Annotated in this window: 20 protein-coding genes and 1 other RNA gene; 11 read left to right on the top strand and 10 right to left on the bottom strand. The window is 34.7% G+C overall.

What is annotated here, in order from left to right:
* Positions 1-108 precede the first annotated feature (108 nt).
* Genes ABMA76_RS02505 through ABMA76_RS02495 form a run of 3 tightly spaced genes read left to right on the top strand, consistent with a single transcriptional unit; the run spans position 109 to position 2,068 of the window.
* Entirely contained in the window at positions 109-300 is a 192-nt protein-coding gene (locus ABMA76_RS02505; protein WP_393060831.1) for a hypothetical protein, read from the top strand.
* Entirely contained in the window at positions 300-1,679 is a 1,380-nt protein-coding gene (locus ABMA76_RS02500; protein ID WP_393060829.1) for a radical SAM protein, read from the top strand. The genes ABMA76_RS02505 and ABMA76_RS02500 overlap by 1 nt, the downstream gene beginning before the upstream one ends.
* Positions 1,676-2,068, top strand: coding sequence for a hypothetical protein (locus ABMA76_RS02495; RefSeq protein WP_393060827.1), 393 nt, complete (start codon positions 1,676-1,678; stop codon positions 2,066-2,068). Before ABMA76_RS02500 ends, ABMA76_RS02495 begins: the two co-directional genes overlap by 4 nt.
* On the opposite strand, the gene ABMA76_RS02490 is transcribed toward ABMA76_RS02495, so the two are convergent.
* The 6 genes from ABMA76_RS02490 to ABMA76_RS02465 form a co-directional block, all read right to left on the bottom strand.
* The gene (locus tag ABMA76_RS02490) at positions 2,065-5,313 is read right to left on the bottom strand and encodes an Eco57I restriction-modification methylase domain-containing protein (RefSeq protein ID WP_393060825.1); all 3,249 of its coding nucleotides are present in this window, start codon (positions 5,311-5,313) and stop codon (positions 2,065-2,067) included. The two genes, ABMA76_RS02495 and ABMA76_RS02490, sit on opposite strands and share 4 nt — an antisense overlap.
* Before the next feature lie 7 nt (positions 5,314-5,320).
* The gene (locus ABMA76_RS02485; RefSeq protein WP_393060823.1) at positions 5,321-5,545 is read right to left on the bottom strand and encodes a hypothetical protein; all 225 of its coding nucleotides are present in this window, start codon (positions 5,543-5,545) and stop codon (positions 5,321-5,323) included.
* A gap of 776 nt (positions 5,546-6,321) precedes the next feature.
* Complete coding sequence (locus ABMA76_RS02480) at positions 6,322-7,293, bottom strand: hypothetical protein (protein WP_393060821.1); 972 nt, start codon at positions 7,291-7,293, stop codon at positions 6,322-6,324.
* 194 nt (positions 7,294-7,487) lie between these two features.
* Positions 7,488-8,519, bottom strand: a complete 1,032-nt coding sequence (locus ABMA76_RS02475; protein ID WP_393060819.1) for a hypothetical protein — start codon at positions 8,517-8,519, stop codon at positions 7,488-7,490.
* A gap of 604 nt (positions 8,520-9,123) precedes the next feature.
* The gene (locus ABMA76_RS02470; protein ID WP_393060817.1) at positions 9,124-9,306 is read right to left on the bottom strand and encodes a hypothetical protein; all 183 of its coding nucleotides are present in this window, start codon (positions 9,304-9,306) and stop codon (positions 9,124-9,126) included.
* A 313-nt stretch (positions 9,307-9,619) separates the two neighbouring features.
* Entirely contained in the window at positions 9,620-11,908 is a 2,289-nt protein-coding gene (locus ABMA76_RS02465; RefSeq protein ID WP_393060815.1) for an ATP-binding protein, read from the bottom strand.
* 317 nt (positions 11,909-12,225) lie between these two features.
* Here ABMA76_RS02465 and ABMA76_RS02460 point away from each other — a divergent pair, with 317 nt between their 5' ends.
* The 6 genes from ABMA76_RS02460 (at position 12,226) to ABMA76_RS02435 (ending at position 17,354) form a co-directional block, all read left to right on the top strand.
* Positions 12,226-12,975 carry a hypothetical protein gene (locus ABMA76_RS02460; RefSeq protein ID WP_393060813.1) on the top strand — a complete coding sequence of 250 codons (750 nt, stop codon included), beginning with the start codon at positions 12,226-12,228 and terminating at the stop codon, positions 12,973-12,975.
* A 67-nt stretch (positions 12,976-13,042) separates the two neighbouring features.
* Positions 13,043-13,243, top strand: coding sequence for a helix-turn-helix domain-containing protein (locus ABMA76_RS02455; protein ID WP_393060811.1), 201 nt, complete (start codon positions 13,043-13,045; stop codon positions 13,241-13,243).
* Between the two features lie 11 nt (positions 13,244-13,254).
* A complete protein-coding gene (locus tag ABMA76_RS02450; RefSeq protein WP_393060809.1) occupies positions 13,255-13,662 on the top strand; it encodes a helix-turn-helix domain-containing protein in 408 nt (135 codons plus the stop codon).
* Positions 13,659-14,669 (top strand): ATP-binding cassette domain-containing protein, encoded by a 1,011-nt coding sequence (locus ABMA76_RS02445; protein ID WP_393060807.1) that lies wholly within the window; start codon positions 13,659-13,661, stop codon positions 14,667-14,669. The genes ABMA76_RS02450 and ABMA76_RS02445 overlap by 4 nt, the downstream gene beginning before the upstream one ends.
* Before the next feature lie 108 nt (positions 14,670-14,777).
* Positions 14,778-15,911: a tyrosine recombinase XerC gene (gene xerC / locus ABMA76_RS02440; protein WP_393060805.1), complete on the top strand. Its 1,134-nt coding sequence runs from the start codon at positions 14,778-14,780 to the stop codon at positions 15,909-15,911.
* A gap of 69 nt (positions 15,912-15,980) precedes the next feature.
* Positions 15,981-17,354: a PIN domain-containing protein gene (locus ABMA76_RS02435; protein WP_393060803.1), complete on the top strand. Its 1,374-nt coding sequence runs from the start codon at positions 15,981-15,983 to the stop codon at positions 17,352-17,354.
* Between the two features lie 74 nt (positions 17,355-17,428).
* Here ABMA76_RS02435 and ssrA read toward each other — a convergent pair.
* The 3 genes from ssrA to ABMA76_RS02420 all read right to left on the bottom strand — a co-directional run bounded on the left by ssrA (position 17,429) and on the right by ABMA76_RS02420 (position 19,291).
* Positions 17,429-17,796: a transfer-messenger RNA gene (ssrA, locus tag ABMA76_RS02430) on the bottom strand.
* A 96-nt stretch (positions 17,797-17,892) separates the two neighbouring features.
* Positions 17,893-18,468, bottom strand: a complete 576-nt coding sequence (locus ABMA76_RS02425) for a pyroglutamyl-peptidase I (RefSeq protein WP_392988961.1) — start codon at positions 18,466-18,468, stop codon at positions 17,893-17,895.
* A 7-nt stretch (positions 18,469-18,475) separates the two neighbouring features.
* Positions 18,476-19,291, bottom strand: coding sequence for a hypothetical protein (locus ABMA76_RS02420; protein ID WP_392988962.1), 816 nt, complete (start codon positions 19,289-19,291; stop codon positions 18,476-18,478).
* 113 nt (positions 19,292-19,404) lie between these two features.
* Between ABMA76_RS02420 and ABMA76_RS02415 the strand changes: the two genes are divergently transcribed.
* Positions 19,405-20,175 carry a hypothetical protein gene (locus tag ABMA76_RS02415; protein ID WP_392988963.1) on the top strand — a complete coding sequence of 257 codons (771 nt, stop codon included), beginning with the start codon at positions 19,405-19,407 and terminating at the stop codon, positions 20,173-20,175.
* The gene (locus ABMA76_RS02410; protein WP_392988964.1) at positions 20,172-21,356 is read left to right on the top strand and encodes a hypothetical protein; all 1,185 of its coding nucleotides are present in this window, start codon (positions 20,172-20,174) and stop codon (positions 21,354-21,356) included. The genes ABMA76_RS02415 and ABMA76_RS02410 overlap by 4 nt, the downstream gene beginning before the upstream one ends.
* 4 nt (positions 21,357-21,360) lie before the next feature.
* Here ABMA76_RS02410 and ABMA76_RS02405 read toward each other — a convergent pair whose 3' ends face one another.
* A complete protein-coding gene (locus ABMA76_RS02405; RefSeq protein WP_393060801.1) occupies positions 21,361-25,149 on the bottom strand; it encodes a hypothetical protein in 3,789 nt (1,262 codons plus the stop codon).
* Positions 25,150-25,325: the final 176 nt, after the last annotated feature.

Raw genomic sequence — 25,325 nt, 5'->3', positions numbered from 1 at the left:
TTCAGGCAATTATCCACCTCTCAATGTATAAATGCTACATTCAAAGTAAAACATTGCTATACGAGTGAGTGTTTTGTGATATATCGCTTCAAGTAATAAGGAATAAGTATGCCCACTAAAGCAATTAGGTTTTCTGAAAAAGAAGACAAAGCAATTAAAGACTTCATCGAGAAGAATCCGTACTTTGATTTTTCAACCATCGCACGAATGGCGATTTTAAATTTCATAGAAAAACCAGAAATTAAATTAAAACCAACAACTGTAGATTTTAAACAAGTAAACAAGAAAAGGCTTCAGTAATGGACAAGACTGTTGATACATCAGAAAATATTGTTACTCTTCCAGGTGTAAAGCTAGAACTAGAACCCAAAATACCAACGCCTAAAAGTGATAAAATCATAGAGAATGCGAAGAAACTTAAGAAGCTTTCAAAGTATCCTTGTGATTTCGACTTTGAAACATACAGAAAACTAGAGCTAAGGTTTGGTCATGAACAACCAAGAGGTGGAATTACTTTCAACACTCCTCTCAAACTAGTTAATAGTCATTCAACTTGCCAGCAATGTTTGTACGCATTTGAAATTGATACATATGGAAGAGGTTGTACACACGATTGTGTTTACTGCTACGCTAAAGCTGAACTAACAGCTCATGGATACTGGAACAGACCGTTTCCAATGCCAGTTGATATTAGTCAAATCTGGAAAATATTCTACACTGTTTTTGAGACTGATAAAAAGTCTAAATGGAGAGATGTTCTTGAAAAAAGAGTCCCTGTAAGAATAGGTTCCATGAGTGATTCTTTTATGTATATGGACAAAAAGTACAAAGTAACACAGGAGCTTTTAAAATTACTAAACTATTATAACTACCCATACATTATTTTTACAAGATCTGACCTTGTTGCACATGACGACTACTTAGAGCTACTGAATCCTGATTTATGTTCTGTACAAATGAGCATTGCTTCTACAAATGACGAGTTAAACAGAATGATTGAGCCAGGAACACCAAACGCAAAAAAAAGACTCAAAGCTTTGCAAAAATTAGTTCGTAATGGTTTTTGGACTACTGTAAGAATAAACCCATTCTTTCCAATTTATCCAGATGGTTACTTTACTGACCCCAACTTCGATAAAGATAGCATGCCTAAACCTTTTAACTTCTCATCATTTGAAATGGTTGATGAAATTACAAGTTATGGTGTTCAGTCAATTCTTGCAGGAATGGTAAGACTTTCAGGTTTTTCATTAAATCAAATTGAAAAAGCAACAGGAAGAAACTTAAGGAAATTCTACAGAGAAGATAACAAAAAAAACAGTAGAGACTTTCACTATAGCGACAAAGAAATAAGAGCCTACTATGAGAGAATACATGCTAAATGTATTCAAAATGGAGTTCAGTTTACAACATGCTATATTGGGAATGGAGAAAATCACTTCTGGAAAGATCAGGATTTATGGAGTAATAAAAAAGACTGCTGCAATGCTATTAGTCGAGTTAAAGCTTTTAAAAACCCTAAAACTTCAAGAGACATTCCTTGGCAAACAAGAATGAAGCACACAAGTCACAAATGCTTAACACCTGTAGATGAAATGAATCTTCACACACCATTGGAAAAACCACTTTTAATAGAAAAGAACTCTATTTCTATTAACCCGGACTTTACTAGTATATGATAAAGACTTACTCAGGAATCAACATTCAATGGCCCATATCTGAAGAGATAGTAACAGGAAATAAAACTATTGAAACAAGAACGTATCCAATTCCGACGAAATACCTTAATGAAGAAATGCTACTTATTGAAACTCCTGGAAAAAAAGGTGATTTCCAAGCAAGGATTACAGCGATCATTAAATTCAATCGTTGCATACAATATAAGAACAAATCCCATTTCTACAAAGACAGTCAATTCCATCTTGTTGAAAGAGGATCTCCATGGGAATGGAAGGAAAAGCCAAAGTTCGGCTGGGTAGTCGAGCTTATCCATAAGTTCGATAAGCCAATCCCATTCCCTAAGAATTTAAAAAAAGGGATACTATATACTAATAATATAAAGATCTAGGCTGCAATAGGAGCATCCTCAACTGTATCTAATGTATTGTAAAACTCATCTTCACTCAATGGATCAGGAATAAGAACAGAAGCTAACTCGCCTGGCAGAAATTCAATTACCTTTCCTTTTTTCTTCCCATTAATTAAGAAGTATTTTGTATATTCTTCAGAATTCAAAAGTTTAACAATTTGTCTTAATCTTGATTTTGCTAACTTAACTTTTGCTTTAATAATTGTTGTATCACTTACCGAAAGTGATACATTGTCTTCAAGTACAAACCTATTTGTTTCTGATCTGTACGGTGTATATATCTTATTAGCAGCTTCAGTTAAATCAAATTCAGCTCTAGACCTATCAATTACAAACCAACTTCGTTTACCATCTTTGATTTCTGATCTATTTTTTAGTAATTCGACTCGCTCTGGAAAGTCCTTCTCAAACCTTTGAATGACTTTTTTATCCACATTCTCATCTTTAAAGTACAACAAGTAAGACTTCTCTTTTCCATTACTTACTATTCTATTTTTTTGAATTTCACTATTCCTAACAATTGGGTATATATAATCTTTTGCAAAATCAAATTCTCTCAACTCAGATTCAGATATAATGAACCCTTTATTGCTTCCGGTTACAATCCCCTTGAACATATCAAAGACTTCTTCTAACTTAACCATTTTAGACACATTAAAATTTAGAGAGGTATCTTCTTTACTAAAAGTCCATTTCTCATCACTCAAATCCTCTTGCGTAAAAACTTCAACACTACCTCTCAAATCTGTTTTAACATCAAACTTATTATTCTTTTTAAATGTATTTCTTGTCTGAATAATAGAAGTATGTATATTTGCATCTTTAAATACTTGTTTATTTCCGAAATCTACGATCTCTTTTATTGAAACATTTGATTTAAGCCATTTTCTTAAATTTGTTGCAAATTTATTTTCAAGATAATACCTAGAAGTAATAAAAGAAAAAACACCATCTCTCTTTAAAATTTTATGCCCTTTCAAAATGAATAAATAAACTAAATCCCCTAGAATACCACCATGTTCATATAAAAAGTCATTTCCTTTGATTTTTTCCTTAATTTCTTTTTGGGAATGCAAGTTTAAATATGGTGGATTACCTATCACAGCATCAAAACCTCCACTTGCACAAACTTTTGAAAGTTTCTTCTCCCAACTTGTCCCAAAAAGTGTATCATCAGCAATAATTTGATCATCAAGTTTTTCTAACTTCTCTTCAGAAAATGCAGTGGTTAACCACATACTCATTTTACATAACTTAACAGCACTCGGATTAATATCGACCCCAAAAATACAATTATGGAGTATTCTTTTCTTCGCCTGATTATGACTAAGATTTAACTTTATATCGTGTTTATAATGTGCATCTATATACAGCTCTGTTAGATATTCTAAGGCTCCCTTCAAAAAATGCCCTGATCCCATTGCGGGGTCACAAACTTTAAAGTTTAAAATTTCTTTGGGAGTCATTTCCTCGCACTCTGGGCCTAAGGCATTTCTTACGATATATTGAACTATGTACTCTGGTGTGTAATATGCTCCAGTCATCTTTCGTTCTTTATTGTCTGGTGTAAAGAAATATTCACCCTTCTTAATTATCTCATTCTTTCTCAAAGATATAATCTTATCGCCATTTTTCTTCCACTGCTTGCGTTTGTGATCCCAGAACATTGGAATTTCAGCTTTTTCTATTTGAAACTCTAGAAAAGATTCGAATATTGACCCTAATTCTCTTGGTGTTAAAAAATCATATGGAATCAACTGATACTCATCTAAATCTCTATCTTTAGGAACTAAGTTTAAATAGAAAATAACATTTATCATATACTCATCTGGAATTTTATATTTTTTAGCGAATGCCCATTCATCTTTGGTAAATACAGACTCCTGAAATCCCTCAATATGAATGCCGTTGGATATACCTTTATGCACAGATTTATATAATTTTATTAAGTTATTACAAATAGTAGTTGTCTTCCCGTCAACTTCTTCTTGATAGTAATCTTCAAACATATTCAACTGAGACTTAAATCTCTGATTTGGACTAAAACCATTTTCGTATATTGTATCAATTGTTTTAGATATAGATAACTTATCATAAGAGTTATCTTCTCCAAAATATGGTAATACGCCACGCGACTCTAAGGATCTAAAGAATATAATATTAAATAAATGTGACTCGGCGGTCTTTTTTATTAACTGTATATAATCATCAGGGTTTTCTCCAACCCTCTGAACAGCATATGCAAGTCCATTACATGCATGTGTTACAGCCATTACAAATCTATTCTTAATCTTATCCTCTAGATGTTCGGAATACTTTTTTGTATGATCAACTAAGTGAGCAATCTTATCACCTAGAACAGCTTCTTTTGAAAACAGGTTATAAAATAAGGCGAGTAAAAATGTAAATTCTTCTTCATCCTTCTTAAATTCAGAGTTTCCAAACTCAAACCCTTCTAGCTGAATTTTCTTAATAAGCCATAAGGCGAGCTTACCAAAATCAAAACTAACGTACTTACCTTCATCTCTATATTCATTATGAAAAAACTTCCAGATTCCTCCATCTGTGAGAATACCTCTTTCACTTCTCAACATCTCCATATATGTGACAGTCTGTCCTTCGGGAGTTTTATCTCTTGTTGAATCCTTTTTAACTTCATCTTTTCTTTTTGACATAGGTTTTAGTAAACCAAACATTTTTGCTTCAACAACAATATTATGCTTTTTCTCGACATGTAGCCTTAATTTCTTTTGAGCCTCTGTTCGTTTTTTTCCCGTTGACTTTTTAATTACCCCTTTTAAACTCTGAACTTTCTCTTGATCAGAACTCGTCTCAAAGTAAACTAAATCGGGACGATAAGCCTTTCCATCATAATCATATGTGGTTTCTGTATCAAAATGATTATATCTTCCATATGTATCCCATCCTAGATATGCCATTACAGGTGTAATATAAGAGCTAACTGTCAATGACTCACTCGGCTTTGCATCTAAAAAGAAAGTAGCTGACTTTGTTTCAATGAAGTCAATTATTCCATGATAAAAATGTTCCCAAGCATCGCCATCAGGAATCCAAGAATCATTAAATTTAGAAACATATCCTTTCTCTAAGTAATATGAGTTAAACAACGATGATTTGAGATAAGATCTTATATCTTTGGTGTAATCATAAGCTGTAACTGTATTACTTTTTTTAATAGCTTTCTTCTTAGTTGTTCTAGACATATTTACCTTAACACTCTAATAACTTGATATCTGCTGCTTGTTTTGATCTCTTTGAGGTATTTGTTTTAAACTTAACTTTTGCACCCTCTTTATTTCCCTTAGATAGTTCTTTAAGTTTCTTGGCAGCTGAAAGATTTAAGTAGTAGAATTCTCCATCTTTAAGATCTACAACCATTCCCTCTTCAAACTCATCACTGAACCATTGAACTTCACCGGCTTTCCATGCTGACATATCTTCTCCTTGGGATAGTATTAACCGCTTCACTTATTTATCGGATTTTGAGATTTCAAATGGATTAATTGCCCTAATTTTTAAGACATGGGAAAGATCTTCCTTTAAGGCCTAAACGACAGTTTTTAAAATCTTAACTTAACCGAGTATTCAACTCAAGAAGCACTCAAATACTAAATTAGATGACCAATTTCTTGAAGCTCTTGTAAAAGGTGGTTTTCAAGTTGGAGAATTTTCCATGTGTTACTACCCTAGAGCCTACGACATTACATAGCTAGATTATTAAATCTCTCATAAGAAAACTATGGAGCTTCTTCTAGAGAAAGAAAATGTTATGATATTTGAGGCAGCGATTAAATATAAGAGCTTATATATTAGAATTGATATCCTAGAGAAGATTGGCAACACACTTAATCTCATAGAGGTGAAATGATTTTACCAAGGAAGCGTATACACCTAATATACTTAACCAATTTCTGCCTACAAAATATAACTTTAATAATCTATTTTAAACAATTTAGAAAAATCAAGCGCAAAAAAGTCCCTGAAACCTGTATAAAAAGGTACTTCCATCGCACAAGTAAAAATAAAAGAGGAGTGATATTTAAATCAATTATAAATTGGTTCACACACTAAAGTAATAATAAAATAATTCATGCTCAAAGAATAGTGTACTAAATTTTCACGACTGCCCGAATAAAGTTAAACAAATGTATTATCGAAGTAATTGACAGAATATAGAGAGTAAGTATTCTTTCATCATTAATATTCAGCCTTCAAAATTCAAAGGAATCTCGTAGTAAACGTCCTAATTCTTTATACGAGATCGTATCCTTCTTAGTAAACTCCCTCAAAACATCATCACACTTAATCAAATATAAATACTCATCTGGGTCATCTGACTCCACAAATAAATCATTCCTATCAAGATACTTTTCTAACTTATCAAATGCTTGCTTTAAAGAAATAGCCTTCTTCCCAAGAATGATCTCTAGCTCTTTTGGTGGGATGAAATCACTAACATCACATATTTCAAGATTAGATTCTATAATTTCTAAAAATTCATCATAATTAACAACTTCTCTGTCACTTAGAGTCGAGAATAACTCTTCCATTCTCATTCTAAAATTTTGAATATTACTTTCGTCATCATTTTCATAATAAAAGAGTCCATATTCATCTGCATAATCAGCTAATGCTTCATAGGCATCATTAAAACTAATTGAAGCAAATCCTGTAATCGAACTAAGGTTCAGTGAAGGTGTATATTTTCCTTTCTTCTTATTAATTAAAATTGGCTTCGCAGGATCAGCATCTATCTTAACTACACTTTTATATTTCGACATATCAATTTGAGAAAGGCACTGTGAAGCAAAGTCCCCTTCAAGATTCCACCAAACAACTGCTCCCGTAGGCGGACGAACTTCAACAGGTTCTTTGAGAAAACGCGGGTTCTCCAAAACATAACCATATGGCCCATAAAACCACTTATGTGTTTTATCTGTTACCTCTTCTTCAATTATGCAATCAACGATATCGACAAAACCAATAATCTTTCCATATTCACAGTCCTCTTTCTTTAAGTCTATGTCTTTAAACCAAGAAGGCCGATACGTCGCCGAAGCATAAATTGCGATTGTTCCACGAAAGTATGTGATTTGAGATCTATTTTCGACGTTCTTATCACCGAAGATAATATTATGTGCATTTGGTTGTGCAATATTTAAGACTTTAATTGTTTCAGACACTAATAACTCCCTATCAATAGAGTTATTTTACATGATATTGAAGTTTTTTATATTGGAAGGCAGGAAGTTAACCCTGCCACAATTTTGGCTCTTCACATTTGAATGGAGTTTTCTAAGAGAGATGGTCTCCGCCCATGCATCGCTGACATCGCAACACACCAAATCAAAGAAACAACTCTAGATTAAATACTTTATTAAGTTTTGAAATAAAACTTCAAATTAAAAAAATGTTCAATCATTTTATAATCATTTTTATTTTTTTTTCTCAAAATAAGTACCCCATCTTTAGGGATTCTTAATCTATGTTCTAAAATTTCAATTAAATGATTTTCACTCTCCCAAGAACTTACAACGCTTATTTCATTTTTTGGTTTAAAGCTTCGAAATTTTTCACAATTCTCCTGAAGTCCAGTAACTGCTTCAATTGATGCTATTATATTTTTACAACTTTCTTCACTTTTAAATTGAATGATATCAACTTTATAATTTGAAATTTTTAATGCACTTAAAACATCCCTGTTATATTCAATGAATGAGCCCGAAAAAATTATAAGTGCAAAAGTTAGTGCCAAGTATAGCCCAGCACTTTGCACAATTGATGTATTTGAAAATAAGTTTAAATTTAATGTAAAATAACCAATTGCAAACATAAAAAAGACAATAGCATTATCACTTCCTCCCTTTGTAAAAAAAAGGAGTACAATACAAAGGCTAACAGTAAGTAGACTAAAAAACATAAAGGAACGAATAATACTTATACCCAACACTTTAATCAATTGTCCTGAATATTTTCTCTTTATTTCTTTAAACAAGAAGTAAATAAAAATACTGAGTAGCCAAATTGCTATAATTATTTTCGTATAAATAATTTCAAAAAATACGGATTGCTTTATTATTACTAAGCCGAGAACATATATAAACATTCCCATTGTTAAATTGTCTGAGTTTATCGACTGATCAATATTATTTCTTACAACTAATTCTTTAATAGTAAAACTAACTAAAAAAGCAGCACTAGCAATTAGCAAGGTCACATTGAATATTCTAGCAAAAACAAAAAAAATATAGTTAACACCAAGGCCAACACTTACATCACTAATATTAATATCCCCAGTGAGTCGCAAGGTCTCAGATAAAAACAGAAGAGAAATAAAAAATAAAATTTGAGGACAATATTTTAAAAGATCTAGATATTTTAGTAAATTATCAAAAAAATTATTTATCATAAATTTCTCCCTTATACTCCGACGTAATATAATGACTTAGAATAATAGCTCCTGATGCATTTTCATTGACACCACATAGCCAATTTAAAATTCTATTAATTATTACTCGGCAAATTAGATAAGAAAACTGAACAGAGTCATCAACTTAATAAAACAATATGTTTTCACTTCGAAGTCATTAAAATTACTAAAATTTCGTTTTCCACGTAACGAAGAAAAAGCTAAACAAATATATGATAGAATACTATAATGAGGTTATTAGAGAAATACAGACATTACATTATAGGTACAATTTTTTTATTAATAGGTATTACTGCTTACTTTATTTCTTTAACGAATGAAGTAAAACCTACACACATATTTATTGCAGTAATAGGATTAGGTAATATTTTAAAAGTAGAGATTATTCGAAAAATTTCTGTGTACTTAGTTGGTTTTATAATGATCTATATTCCATATTTATACTTTCCAATGTTTCAACTAAATTATGAGACTTCATTGAATACGCTAGAACAAACTATCTACACAATACTTACTGAAACCTTAGCAATAGCCTTCCTTCTACTTTTAAAAAATAAATATATAAAACCAGAAAACATTAAGCCTACAAGACAGTAAAAAGATATCCTGCCACAATTTTTCCACATTTAAATGGAGAAATTAAGAGAAGTGATCTCCACCCATGGATCGCTGACGTAATAACGTCGCGACTGAACATAACCAAAGCTGTTTCCTTGCAAACAGTCGAAAGCCTTTCCCATACCTCCATTACCGAACCGTCGTGCATAATTGCACTCCTCTCGGCGTAACTAAAATTTCCAAATGTTGGGGAGGTAGCGGCTCGTTAAAACTCCTCAGGAGTTTTAACGCGAATGCGCTTGGTGGAGGTGGTGGGAGGCCTAGAGCGTCATAACAACCATTAACAAAGGAGAAAAACATATAACACTAAAACATTCAAAACATCGATTATAACTGGCAATCGTGCCACAACCGACTTGTTATTTATTGTCCCCTATTATCGGCCTTAGAGAGCTATTTTTGTTTCATCTGCCACAAATTTGCCACAATTATCAATATGAGTACGATCTATATTTAGTTTGCTATTTTACTGCAAGCCAATCTTCTAAGAGTCGTAATTGTGTTTTCAAATCCTTTTCAAAACTGGATTTATTCAAATTTACATAAAACACTCTATCTTCTAAAGATGGTTTTTTGGCCGTATTTGATAAATACAAAATGGAATACTTCGTAGCTGCATCAGATCGATCTTTATTGAGAAGACTTGGAATTCCCTTAGTGATGTCATCATTAGAATGTAATACAAATATAGCCTTTCTAGATGATTTTTTCCAAATTACATGGTTCTTCTTATTTGAGATTCTACTAGCTAGCTCTATATCAAAATCTTTTAAATAATCATACATATGCAGCTGAGTTCTACTATAAGACTCCAAGGTAATATCGTGGTGCATTCTAGAATTTAAACTCTTGCACCATATTTTACATACACTGGAAACTATTCTATTTTCCATGCTTGCAGTCTCGGCATCTATTATTGAATTATTTGATTCAAGAGTATCTATATCAGTTACGACAGGAGGCTCTTTATGAAAATTCTGAAAAATATTAAATGATTTTTCGCAATTTTTTATACTCCAAGCAAAGTCTGCCCTGAACCTATCAGCTATTTTTGAATAACTGCTTACAATATTATTCATATTTTCCATATCTAAATATGAGTAATAATTATCTGTAATGAAACAGTTAAGAATACTAGAGAAATAATTAAGTGTAACGATAAAGTTTTTAACATCTTCTACAAAACTAGATTCAAAACTACTAAGAAATCCAAGCTCGCCTGGTGGTGTAAAATTAAAGTCACCTAAGGATATGTAAGATGTGTATTGACTAGTAAATTCGACATTCGAAATAGGTACATCTGCTTTCTTTTTAATACAGCCTAAACGTACCAATTGCTCTCCAACGTCTTTTTTTGCAAGATAACTCATTTCACTTTCACCATCTACATAATCTTTAATGGGAATACTTGAACGATAAAAGAATATTTTATGTGCAAAATCAAACAAGTTTCTTAAAATTTCCTCATTCCTTCTCCAATGTTTTTGATTAAGGCTTTTATATTTTTTTTCAAAAATCAGGAAAACACAGTTAGATATATTCGACATATATCTAACCTTTTCTTCATAGTCCGCAAATATATTGATTGTTGGTCCATTTTCATATGAATTTACATGCCCTAGAATTTCCTGAATTAAATCAAAATAATCCGCTTTAGATCGAAAAATCAACGCATCAACCAATAAATGATACTTTTCTCCATCGCTAGATTCACAAACGATTGATCCTAAATACTTTTTTAAATCACTAATACTTGGTCTTGATATATAAACTTTATTAGTAAAATAAGTATAAGACTCACCTCTTTGGAGATCATTATCTTGATTAAATTTTTCACTCGACTTTTCATCTGTCAAGAATACAAAATGCGTATAGCCCGATGAAATAAAGTTTTTCATCTCATTTAATGTTAATGAAAATGCCGTACTATCGACCTTGTCTAATTCATCAAAAATATATAAAAGTTTTATATTCTCTATTTTCATCTTACGATGAATAATTTCTAGTTCATATTCAATCGTTGAAATATCATTATCGTAAAGATAGTACTGTTTTTCATTCTTTTCACTTATGTGACTTTCCACTTTCTTTTTGTTCACAATAATTTTATGTGTAAATAAAGTACCAAAAGCACTCACACTTGCGACAATACGCCTAAACTCTTCAGGTATAATATGTATTGCATCAACGAAACTATAGGCAATAAATGACAGCAATATCACCATCATTAGTTGTATAATTTTGACTACGTCTAGTGAATAACTACTTAGGATTTCAGTATGTGCCTTATTCTGCTCACCTATATTAGATTCATTTTCTTTATAATACTTTTGTGCAATTGTTTTATGATATAAGTCTCGAATACCTTTCCCAATATCCGATTTATTAGAAACCTCTTCAATCATTTCATGATAAAGCCTAGAGACTAAAGTTCTATAAAAATGTCTCCTATCAAACGACTTTTCTTCAACACCATTTTTCCTGAAAGCTAATGGAGCATTTAGATATACACATTTTATTGTCTGCTCATCATTTACATTCTTTTTAAGTTCATGGATAACTTTTTTAATAAAACTACTCTTTCCCGAACCTCGATGACCAGAGATTAAAACTGAAGAGCTATCTCTTCTCTTAAAATAATTTTTAAGACTTTCAACCTCTACTTCACGCCCAATAAACATACCTGATTCATCATCACAAGGGTTTGAGATAGATTTATCCCAATCATCTTTAAGAATTACTTTCGTCACTCATCTTCCTTTTTAATAATAAATTGATAATTACTACTTCGGTATATACAGATGATAACTAAAATAATCTTAATTTATTTAAAGATATACCGATAAGTTATTTAATTACATCTTCGGTGGCGTCAAAGGGGTTCGAATCCTCAAGCTAATAGTGAAACTTCTCATGTTCGTTCTGCTAGGGTCAAACAATCCGGAGTCGTTACTAGACTCATTTCAAGTGGGAGTTATTATGGAAACAGTAGCTAAATTTTTAATGCAGAATTTTGATAAAATTTTAAAATTGGAAAATGGCGTCACCGCATTTAACATGAGTCCAAATGAAAGATTTAGGTAAAAAAGTTGAGAACAACCTAATAAGTGCAAACTTTTCAATAGAAGAATTCAGTAACATATTCCCAATCGAAGGACTAAATGTTCCCTCTATCCTTTTCGAGAACATCAAGGAATTATACTTTGAATTAAAAGAAGCAACGTCTTGTACAGATACAACACTAGCTTTATGTATTATTCTTTTTGTAAATTATTCTCAAAAAGAGAATGAAAAAAAAGTTGAAATAAATGACTTTAAAAAAATCAAACAAGGTCTAAAGGACTTAGATAAACTTGAAAAACAAATTAGTGTAAAAATAAAAGAGTTCAAAACTAAATATCCTAATCTAGACTTTGAATTGAAAACAAATTTCTCTAAAGTAGATATTAGTAATCTTTCTGAAGAGGAATTATCTTCAAGAATAGAAAGCTACTCTAACTTAGTTAATAAAATCGAAACTATTATTCCACCTCAACGAAAATTAGATGATTATTATTCAAACTTATTTCAGGTGAAAGTTAGGTATGCAATTGAACTTCACAAAAATGAGGTATGGCCTACTTTCTTTGCTGTAATTAACATATTTAAGAAGTACTACCCTGACTTCTTAGTGAATATAGAAAATGAACTAACTATGCAAGATAAAGATACGCTCCGCAAAAGATTGCAAAAATTTGAGAAATACTATCCAGATAACAATACATTACAGTCACAAAAGAAACTTGCAAGGGGGGCGAGGAAAGATAAAAAAAAATAAATTTCTTTCCTCCCTTATGTAACCTCACCCAACTTCATATCCTTCTAAAAAACAACAGGAGGATAAAATGAATACCCAAACAAAACTATTATCAATCGAAGAAGCATCAGAATTCTTAAACCTAAAAGTCTCATGGTTACGCTCTGCCGTATTTAAAGATGAAATCCCCTACCTAAAAGTTGGAAGATTAGTGCGTTTTGACCAAAGCGACCTAATCAAGTGGATCGAAGAGAAGAAAGAAGAATCTAAGAGGGATTTCTTTTACTAGGAATCAAACTGATGAAAAAGAAGAACTTCACACAGATTCCTAACGCTTTAATTAACGATTCTAGCGTTCCACCTAATGCCAAGGCCCTATATATGGTCTTGGCCTCTAGGAAGCGTTGTTTTATGTCTTACGAGGCGATTATGAAAGTTCTTAACATCAAAGGGAGAGCTACAGTGAAAAAGCTCATAGATATACTTCAAAGAGAAGGTTGGATTGATTATGTCCAAGGCCATCAAAACAAATCAAATAGGTATAAACCTCATTGGAACAAAAAATGTACCAATAGCAGTTCAAAAAATGAACTACCAACGGTTCAAAAATTGAACTCTATAAATACTAGTAATACTAATACTCCCCTCGAAGATGATTTAGAGGAAAGAACTAGGCTTATGAATTCAATACTAGAGAGGGACTTATGATTTCTTCTGATAAAATTAAAAGTTCTCTAGCCTATAAATATATAAAGAACTTAAAAGATAATAATACTCCATACGACAAAGCTCTTATTAGTGCTGTTCAAAACGAAGAAATTAAGAGCATGAACTATGAGAAAGGCTTTCTCAAGACTGTTACAAGGCTTATCTATTACGGTCTTAATGAAACCTCTCTTATGTCGGCTGATGAACAAGAGTTAATCAAAGCGACACTAAAAAATCAGGACTACTTTTCGAGATATAATTTTCTAAATTCTCATTATGGATTAAGAAATTCACAACTTCATATTCTTGTAGGTGAATCAGGAAAAGGAAAATCGACACTTTTAAGAAGTATCATTTTAGATACTGCTCATCATGAAAACTCATTAGTGATTCTAAGTGAGGAAGATTGTGACTCTTTTAAGTATCAGATAAATTTGTATGCAAATTGCGACAAAATTAAGCGAAATGTTGCAAAAACGCTCAAAAACATAAAAGTTTTCTCTGAGCTTGATAATGACTTAGATCCTATTCGTCACTTTTCGCACTATTTCGCAAAAATTAGACGCTTTATTGAGTCATATAATATTAAGTCACTCTTCTATGACAACATCAGTACAGGAATATTCTCTGAAGAGTTTCAAATTCAATCAAAAGTTATTAAAGAGTTCAAAAAGATTGCAATTGATTTCGAAATTCCAGTTTTTATAATTTCGCACCCTAAAAAAAATGCACTTTTTAGCGATATTCTGCTCAGAAAGGATCATATTAGCGGCAATAGGTGCATGAGTACCATTCCCGAAAATATCTACACTCTAAATGCTTGTCACAATTTATATCCAAAAAAGACTTATATTTTGATCGATAAATCGAGGCACTACTCTCGTGCGAATAATAGGTGGTTTGAACTTGAGTACACATATCTCAACGAAGAGACAGGAGCATTCACATCAGACAAGCCAGTAACTTATGAGAATGTCATCGAAAATGTAAAAAATAACAGGAAATAACACGAGGCCATGACAAACAATCATCACTTAGCTACATTCAACACGCTCTTTAACAATCGAATAATAGGACCGACAGTAGATAGCAAGTCTCTTAACATGGAGATTTGCATGAAGAATGCTAAAAAGGCTGATAGTAACGTGCTTTACTTAGACACGGGATTATCAAAGCCTAAAAAAACTACTAAGAAGAAAACGCAAAAGAAAAAGTCTAAACGTGTATTTCGAGTTGATATGCGAATGCTAGACGGCCGACGTGTAACAAAATCGTTTCGACGAAAACATGATGCTGAACAATTTAAAGCAAAGTTAAAAGTCGAAAATGAAATGTATGAGACTACAGGTCAAGTCATACAAAAAGACGTTACTGTTAAAGAGTTTTGTGAGCTTTGGTTTGATGAAGTTGCACATGGACGAAAATCCCCTAAAACAATAAAGGGCTACCACTCCACTATCAATCAATATCTAATACCAACACTAGGTAACATTAAGTTGAAATTCATCGAGTACAATCACGCAAGGAAAGTTGAAAACTTTATTCTTCGATCAGGAAAAACCAATCGCACAGTTAATAAGAACATGATGAACTTCAAGACCATCATGAATGATGCTGAAAAGATGGGTTATATCTTTAAAAATAAAATTCGAGGATATAAAGAATTAAAACAAAAATCTCGTGACCTCTCCTACTGGTCAAAAGAAGAAGTAAAACAATTCTTAGACTACACAAGAGATCATGATGAATTACATGACCTATATGAGCTAACACTTAATACTGGCCTTAGACTTGGTGAAGTTGTTGGGCTTTGTTGGGATAAGGTTGATTTTGAAGGTAATCAATTAGTAATTTCTCGCTCAATGAAGCGTGAAGGATTAATTGAAAATACAAAGAGTGGTAAAACTCGTTACATTCCAATGAATGATAAGGTAAGGGCCATCTTAAAAAATCGCCTTAAAACGCAAATGAGAGGTCCATTTATTTTCTCGAAAGAAGATGGAACTCCTGTTCGCTACGACCATATCACTCAGCGGAACTTTAAACCCTCACAAATCAATTCAGGCGTGTCTAGGATCATTCGATTCCACGATTTACGACATACTTTTGCAAGTCACTTTGTCATGAATGGCGGTAATATCTACGTGCTACAACAGCTCTTAGGTCACAACGAAATTCAGACAACAATGATCTACGCTCACTTGGACAAAAAGTTCATGCAACGAGCGTGTGAGTTTATTTCATTCTAATCATTGCCAGCTACTAATTTTATTTAAGTAGCTGGCTTATTTTGTCGATAACCTCTTGAGGGAGCTCAAGTGAAAAATACCTTTAAAGAATTTTATGAAATAAGTAATAATGAAAAAAGAAAACTACTATCTAAAGCTGTAATTGTTTTGGATACCAATGTTCTTCTCAACCTCTATAGGTACTCTAAATCGACTAGAGATGGATGGCTTAACACACTCAAGCAATTAAAAGAAAGAATTCATATTCCATACATTGTTGGACTAGAGTATCAGAAAAACAGACTTAAAGTTATTCATTCAGAAGAAAAAGACGATAAACAAACAGAAAAAGAAATCGATACCCATCTTAGTAAGTTTATAGGCCTGATAGAACAGCGCCGCAAATACAGTGAAACGATATCCAATATACGAGAAAAGATTGAGAATCTTAAACAAACAATAAAAGAAAATCATAAAGAACATCCAGACTATAAAAAAGCTGACTTAATAAGAAACCAGTACGATATAATTTTCAAGAATTCGATTGGTGAAAAATTCACAGAAAATGAAATAGAAGAGATTTCCAAGAAAGGAAAAGAAAGGTTTAAAAACAAAACCCCTCCAGGCTACGAGGATTATAAAAAAGAAGAAAATATTGATGGCACAGGAAAATATGGAGATTTAGTAATCTGGGAGTCAATAATTAACTTTGCTAAAGAAAACAAGACTCCTATTATTTTTGTAACAGATGATGACAAAGAAGACTGGTGGACAATATTAAACAATAAAATAATCTCACCCCGAATCGAACTAATCAAAGAATTTCAAGAAAGAACTCAACAACAATACTATCAATATAGTCCTAAACAGTTCCTTAGGTACATAAATGATCATTTAGAAGAAAAGATTGATAAAGAATCAATAGAGGAAACAGAAATCAAGAGTACTGCTTCAAGACTGAGTAGTTTAGAAAAATATATTAGAAATATGATTAGAACTTATAGGCATAATCCTAATAACGGCGAATTATTTACAGAACTATTAAATTACATAAACTCAAAAGGTTCAATTATTAGTGAGAATGAAGCGATAGAGATTTCTAAATATATAAATGAATTAGTTAAATCTTCAGGGAGAACTTCTTACTTCTTTGACAATGATTTAAATGCTAATCAACTATCTAATTACTACTCATCTAGCGAAATCGATAACTTTCTACCAAGAAATAGTGATATTACAATGGAAGTAACAGATAACTTTACAAACTATTATATACCGAACAACTCTAATCAAAGCTTCTCAAATTATGAATTAGCCATTAATCAAAATGATGGTTTTTTAAGTAAAAAATGCAACGTGTGCGGTAAAAGCTTCAATAAGAAAAACTCTTCAGGCTTCCTAGGCAAGCATGAACTAAAGAAAGTTTGTCCATCTTGTATAAAAAAATATCAAAACAAAAAATAACTCTGCCACAATTTTGCCACAATCGGGCAAAACCACCAGAAAAAAGTCTTTAATTTCAACAAGTTACTAGGTTCTGGTGGAGGTGGTGGGAATCGAACCCACGTCCGAAATAGCATCTTGATAGCGGCCTACGTGCGTAGTCTTCATTTATCGTCAGAAGACAAGACTGTCCGTGATACGTGACCTCGGCAAACCCCGGTGAGTGATTTACGAGATGCCCCGGCAGGCTCGGAACCTAGTTAACCAGCAGATTCAACTGGATTGCTACATTCTGTTTCTTGGCAGTAGCGCCTCACAAGACTAATCCTAATTAATTAGGCAGCCATTGGCATTGCATAATCGTCTGCAATTAACGGTGGACTCCTTTTTACCAGGACCGTGGAGACCAACCTGGACACGCCCGGATACCTGTCAACCATCCCGTCGAAACCAGGGCACCCCCATTTGTTTTGACACGGATATTTGGAACAAATATACGTAAGTGGCAGTATAGCACAGCATTTCAAAAGTGGAAAGAAAACGGTTCAGAAGATTACTCTCAATGATTTAGCGCGGCGAGAATCACCTCAAGCGCCTCTACCTGCTGGGCCATCTCCATGGTCTCAAAGCTTGGAAGATGAACGAATCCGGCCTTGGCACGCATCCCTTTTTCTTCAATGATATGGCGAATCCCGTAGAAGACGTGGTTGCACACAAAGCGTCCACAGTCGCGAGAGATGGCAACAGGAATTTGCGCGGCCAAAAGAGCGTCCTCAATATCACCTAGTGGCAGAGTTGAATCATAAGTTGCAGGCCCGTCCTCAAAGATCGCCTCACCCATCGGACAATTGCCTTCGTTATCGGCAATGCTGGCATCATTTAAATTATGGGCCAGGACTTCGAGATTCACCTCGGCCGCCTTTTCATTTAAACCAAAGCAGATGATGTAGTCGGGATTAAAAAAGAAGGCCTCTTTTTTAAGAATCGAAAGACTCTTTTCAAAAACCGTCGGGAGAATTAATTTGTGAACCTCAAGATGTGAGTAATTGGCCGTGGTTGCTTCCACTACCTCACCACTTGGGTTTACTAAGTTAGTCCCAAACGGATCAAAGCCTGTGATTAAAACCTTCTTCATTCGCATACTAGTATGAGACATACTCTAACCTAAATCCCCAGCGCGCTTCATCGATATTTGTGCGCGGATAGATCGAATTGTTTTTTGCACTAAAGGCAGTCTCACACTTTCCTTCACTCACCTCATCCATCGAAAGGAAATTAGTGCGAGTCACACTACCATCCTTTGTTGAAATGACAAGTTCAGCGCTGCCGTAGTTAAAGACAATCTCTTTGTCCATATACTCCACGGCAAGAAGATTTTGCGTCACATACTTCTTTCCAAGCACCTTCACATCTGTTCGATAAATCATATACTGATCCATTACAAAGAAATTATCACCAGAGAGAATCATTTTACGAAATGAATTTTCCTCATTGGTGTAATCACCATGACACTTATAAAGCGTGTTGATTTCAAATTTTCCACCAAGGCTTTTTAAAATCACCTTGCCCGATGAATTACGAGTCATGGTATGACTTAGAAAAAGATAGGTCATGCAATCCCCGTCCGTTGAAAGAGCATTGGTGTAACTTGTCGTAAGGCCACCCGGATGTCGAGACTTAAGAAGATCTGCCGAAAGACTACAATTATAAACTTCATCCTCCATTTGATAATCTTGATAGCAGACATCAATTTGGTGCTTTAAGCTTTTTAAGTAATCTAACTTCTGTCCCACTTTTACGCGAAACTGCTCCTGGCCCTGAATATCCTCAGGATAGAATGTCTTTTCAAGCTCGGCCTTTAAGTCACTTTTAAAAGTGTCAGCAATGGCCTCAAGGTTTGAACAATTATTTGCAAAAGATGCAAGACTAAATAAAGAAGTAAGAATTAGTTTTTTCATCCTAATATCCTCCCAAACTTTCGCTTTATCGCCTATTAAAAACTTATTACACTTATCGTAAAATCAGACACTTAAGAGGTTAATAAACTTGCAGATATTCCGATAAGGTAGCTGTGAAGATAGTTGGAATCATTGGACTTTTATATATTTTAACCCTTAATACCCTAGCACTTGATGCTGGCCTGTTAAGTAGTGCCCAAGAAATTGTAAAAAAACATAAGATTGAAAAGTCCCTTACAAATGAGCAAAAATTTAATGCTTATATTGTCTTGGCCTTTGAGCTTGAAACTCATGGCCACCTAAAAGAGGCCATTACATTCTATGAAAAGGCCAAGGCCCTTAAGCCTAAAAAGATTGACCCTCTTGAGCTAGAGACATCCTATTTATTTGCGCTTTTTAAATCAGACCAAAAGAAAGCAAAGAGTTATTTCAAAACATACAAAAAAGAAATCGTTAATTCTAAAGATAAGAATAAAGCTAAAATTCTAGATTATTGGGAAGCAGTCTTTTCAAATTCAAAGAAAATCCAAAATGGCTTCTATGGCCAATTCTTTAAAGACCAAAATCTTAAAGAACTTATGGCAAAGAAAGACTACGCCAAGGCCCTTGCTCTTAGAAACCCAACGGGGCTTGAGCATGCAAGTATCAATGCAAAGATTGAGTATGATGTTCTCTCGCGCCTAAGAGGAAAGAAGAATGGTTTCTATTGTGAGCAAATGCTTAAGGAATTTCCAAATTCATATGCAGTCTCAATGGAGATTTGTCGCTATATAAAAACTGGAAAGCTTAAACACAAGGGATTAAAAGAGCTCATCCAAAGAGCAAAGAAAGAGGCCCCGAGTCTTCACTATCTGACTTTGGCCTTAAAGGATATAGAGTCGTGAAGTTACTTCTATCCTTACTATTTCTTAGCTCATTACTAAGTCTACAATCTTGTAACCAAACAACTCTAGGTGCGGCAACAGCGGTTAAGAATCTTATTACAACTCCCTACCGTGGAGCGAAGACAGCGATTAGTAATTATCAGTACAATCAAATTAAAACCAGAAGTGAAACGGCCCAGGAAAAGCAACTTATTCCAGAAACGGATAGCACATGTATTGGCACACAAATAAATTCAGGGCCAAGCGATGATGGAAATTTCACAAGTATCGAAGAAATCTTTTTTTATACCAGAGAACAGGTCTGTGAATGTAAGGCCTGGGGAAGTTGCACAAATGAGACTTGTTCGTGTGAGACACTATGCCCGAATAACTTTGATATCTTCAAAAGAAATGATCAATTATATGAAAATAGTAATATTGAAAACTCCATGGCCTTTAGAAATTATGACTCCCTCGCTATCTCAGATATCGAGGGTACCCAAGGATACTGCTGGGGACACGCTTCTCTAACTTCAAAGTTTAATCGCCTGGCCTTCTTTGATGAAACCAAAAAAGACAAGCGTATTGCAATGAATGGTGCGCCAGATTCAAAAGAGCGCAAGGAATCAATCGAATACTATAAAAAGATCATTGATGATATTGCTGATAATAAAGTGAGAGATATTCCAGGTTTTAAGAATCTTTATGAGTTTTCGGCCCACCCGGAGCTTCAGTCCTATATTGCAACAAAGATGGCAAAGGAATGGGCAGACAAGGCCATGACATTTCAAGGCCTAAAGACAACTCTTTCCACGACACCAATGGCACAAGAGAAGTCACAACAGCTTCTTGAAGATATCAAAAAGAAAATTGATAATAATCAACAACCACAACTAGTCTTCACAAAGAAAGATACAACTGGCTACACTCATGCTGTCCTCATTTCACATTACCAAATCGTTAATGGAGAAATTGAGCTTTGTGTACGAGATAATGATGTCAATCCAATATTTAATTATTTCTGCCAAGAGAAAATGAAAATTAACGAGAAAGGTAATCTTGAATATAGCAAAGAAGACTGGGGAGAGCTTGGGGGAGCGACAATCGCTCACAATGATAATGCTGATGCTGCTGTCCAATTTCAAGAATTAAGAAGTCATTGTGCAGACCAAAAAAAATGCCCCCTTACGGAGGCATTTTAATATCTTATTTTGCTTTTACATCGAACACTTTGGACTGAAGTAGCTCGCCTTTGTAAGAAACATCGACTTTAAACTTAAGCTTATCGTCTTTTGTCTTTTTCTTAAACTTATAAGTTAGAGAACCTGTTGCTGTCACACCGCGACCTGGAGCTGCAACCTTAGTTGATCCCTTCTTAAGTTCAACAAACTTGTCACCTTCTAGAACACTGATAGCAATATCGTAGCTTCCAGGAACAAAGTCACGCTGGCCTGTTAGCTTAACTTTTACGTCATGGCTTCTAAACTTACAGTTAAATAGACCTAGCGTACACTTGCGATCCTTAACCTTATCATCAAACTCAAGGGCCACTTGAACTTCTGGGTTAACCACAACATTTGCATTAAATGTTGCAATCTCAGTGTAGCTTCCACTTAGTTCATCACCTGGGTAAGTTAACTCAATCTTCATTTCAATATCTGATCCTGGGCGAGCGTTATTTGCAACCTTCGCTTGGATAACATCAGTTAAATCAATTTGTGCTTGTGCAGGTAGCACTCTTAGGTTTGCTCGAGAGTTTACGATCTCAACATTTGAAGTCGCTGCTACAACTTTTGCACTGATTGCTCCGCGATTTGAAGCAAGCTTTCCGAAGTTCACAAGGCCAAGTCCAACAGAGAATTTTCCATCTTGAGTTAGACCTTTTGCATCTTCAGTTTTAACACTTGTTTGTGCTGCCTGGTTAAGTCTTACAACAGCGTTTGCTGCAAATAGCTTCTTTGCTTGAGACTTACCAAGAGCAAGCATTTCTTCTTTAGCTGCTTGGATATTTTCATCAAACCCAGCTTCCTCACCATCTGCGGCACCATTTTTGAAGGCAACTCCCTCACCTTCTAAGCGAGCTTCAGCAAAGGCAGTTTTGTAGGCCTTATCGAAACCTTTTTGCGTTTCAGCTTGAAAATTACCAGCGGCAGCTTCATCGCGAGAACTCTCAAAGAAGTCCACGTAGCCTGCGAAGTAAGTATCTTTGTGACTAGCACTAAATTCAGCTTTATAAGCGGCATCGTAAGAGGCGCCACATGCTTGCTTGAAATCATTAACACCTTTGTAAACATCAAAGCAATTTTTGAAGTCTTCATCGATATCGATACGAGTTGGTGCAGTGTAAGCATATTGTGGTAGCGCTTTCGTTTTTGCACGATCATTTTCATAAGATTCAATCTCTCTTTGCGTCTTTGCGATCTCTTGATCGACTTTTGAATTAAAGGCCAAGCTTAACGACTCAGTAGACGCTGTATATTCAGGAGCGACGAAATCAAATGCTTCTGTAAGTGGTGAAACAAATTCTTGTGCCATTGAGAATGCTTTTTCTAAGAAAAGGCTTCCGTTAACACTATTTGATAACATCACTCTATTTGTTGGTTTATTTGAGAAAGTCTCGCTCTTAACTTGCTCATATCCTCTTGGGAATTCTTGTGTTTTTGCTAGACTCTTGGCCTTAGCAACACCGGCCTCATACCCCTTTGCAAAACCTTCATCATAGCTTGCTTGAGAGTTAACACCGGCTTCATAACCTTTTGTTAGCCCGTCTTCTTTACCGTCTTTAAGGCCTGCAAGGTAGCCACGTAGCTCACCTAGTTTTTTACCGTTTGCACTTCCAAAGAAGTTTGCATCTTCTTGTACATCGGCACTTGCCTTATACTCTCCTGCTGTTGCTCCAGCAGCTTCACCTTGAGAGGCCCCAAGAGCTTTTGCATCTCTTTCGTATTGAACGTATAGGTTGCTACGACTTTGGTATGCTTGATATTTCTCATTTGTGATATCTTCAAGATCACTTGCGACTGTATCCGCTCTTGCAAATTCTTCTTCTTTAACAAGCTTATCTTCTAATAGACGGCTTCTTTCAGTTTCAAGTTCAGCGATGCGATCTTCATTACTTGCCATCTGAGATCTCTTTGAAGCGATCACACTTGAATTTTGCATGATTCGTTGAGATGACTCAGCGATGATATTTTGGTTAGCAACAAGTCTTTCACTTCTCGCCTGAGATTCTTCTTCTAATTCAAGTCTTGTGACGTGAAGAGTATCAAGACGATCAACAAGTAGCTTGATATCTGACTCAACCACTGAAAGTCTTCTCTGGTATGAGTCACGTTCCGCAACAAGTGCCTTTTGTGTATTTCTTAGTGAGCCAACTTCACGACGTTGAGTCTCAAATTGATTCTTTTCGCGATTAAGCTCGTTTCTAAACTTCTTAAGATCAGAATCAATTAGAGCAACTCTTTGTGTCGCCTTTTGCTTTTGATCCTTAAGTGAAGCGATATCACCATCAAGGCGCTTGATATCCGATTTAACTTGAGCAAGCTTAGCTTGTGCCTTATCAAGATTTGATTTTGCTGACGCTTGTGCAGTCTTAGCTGAATTAAGCTCGCTCTTTGCAGTTGCAAGTCTTTGCTTAAGCTTCTCTAGTTGAGGAGCAGCTTGAGCGATCTCGGCCTCAACGGCCTTGATATCTTGACGAAGGTTTCTAACCTCACCTTTTTTTGTATTAACTTCAGACTCAAGGATAGCAATCTTATTGCTTCCACCATTGATTGTACCTTGTGCCTTGGCGATCTTCTTATTAAGTTGTTCAAGATCAGCAGCGACTTTTGCAAGGCGTGTCTTTGTTTGTTGAATCTTATCTCTAAGGATTTTACGACGCTCTCTCAGGTTCTTGATCTGATTAGCATTTCCACGGTCATTACGATCTCCGGCCATTAGATCCTTAAGGGCGTGCTCTACTTGCTGCATTTCAGCTTCTAGTACCGATCTCTTGTTATCAAGATTAGTCTTTTGAGAAGCAAGAGCTCCTCTTTGTGACTTAAGCCCTTCGATTTGCGATTTAGCACTCTCAAATTCACTCTTTGCTTTTTCAAGCTCACTTGTCTTAGCAGATAGAGCTGTTTGAGCAGCACTTAGCTGAGACTGAAGATTGCTTCTCTTTTGAACAAGTGGCTTAACAGCTTGCTCTTGCTTTGAAATTTTATTTTCGATTTGAGTAACTTTGGCCTGGGCCTCACTTACTTCAGTATTTGCAGTTTGAAGCTTTGTGCGAGCATTTGCTACTTGTGACTCAAACGTTGAAACCTTTGACATTGCTTGAGCAAGGTCTTGTTTCTTTGATTTTATTTCTTCTTGGATTTTTGGAAGCTTGATATTTAGGCGGTCACGCTCATCAATTGCTTTTGAGATATTTGACTCTAATGACTTGATCTCATTTCTTGTGCGGTCTAATTTCTTTTGCGCATTATCGAGTCGATCTCCATTAGCTCTGAGACTTGAAAGAACAGAGTCTAGAGCACGCTTAAGATTGCGAGCAGTATTTCGAGGGCCAGCAAGCTCAGACTCTGTGCGATTGATATCGCTATTTACATCACCGAGAGAATCAGCAAGTCTTTGAAGCTCTTGTTCTAGGCCTTGGTTTTCAAAGCTTAGCTCAGAGATTGTTGTCTCTAGATTCATATTCTGTGCATTCAAGTCTGAAACAACAGCGATGGCCTCTTCGATCTCTCTCTTTGAGATTGAGATTTCACTTCCATTGGCCTCAAGTCTGGCCGCTAGTTCATGGATAAGGTCACTGATTTGAGTGGCAGACATTCTGGCCGCATCACTTTGTGATTTAGCTGAGTTGTAAGTCGAAAGATAAGTACGGTAGTCAATCTCATCTGGAAGTCCCCCAGGAAGTCCCCCAGGAAGTCCCGCATGTGCACTGGCCGCCATGGCCATAACTGACAATAAAACAACATTTCTGCTTAGTGCATTTGATCTCATCATGATTCCCTCTCCTTTTGATCACTTTGATAAGAAGTGTTTTATAATTCCCTTTTGAGAATGTTGAGGGTGCTTCAAAAAGAAATTAATTTATTGAGGCGATTGTAAGTTTTTTAAAGAAAATGACATTATGATTTGAAATATTTACAAGAATTTAAGGCCAAAAAGGCCCACCTATT

Source organism: Halobacteriovorax sp. ZH5_bin.2 (assembly GCF_043196375.1).
In the GTDB taxonomy this organism is placed as follows: domain Bacteria; phylum Bdellovibrionota; class Bacteriovoracia; order Bacteriovoracales; family Bacteriovoracaceae; genus Halobacteriovorax_A.
This window is presented reverse-complemented; position numbering and strand designations above follow the sequence as displayed.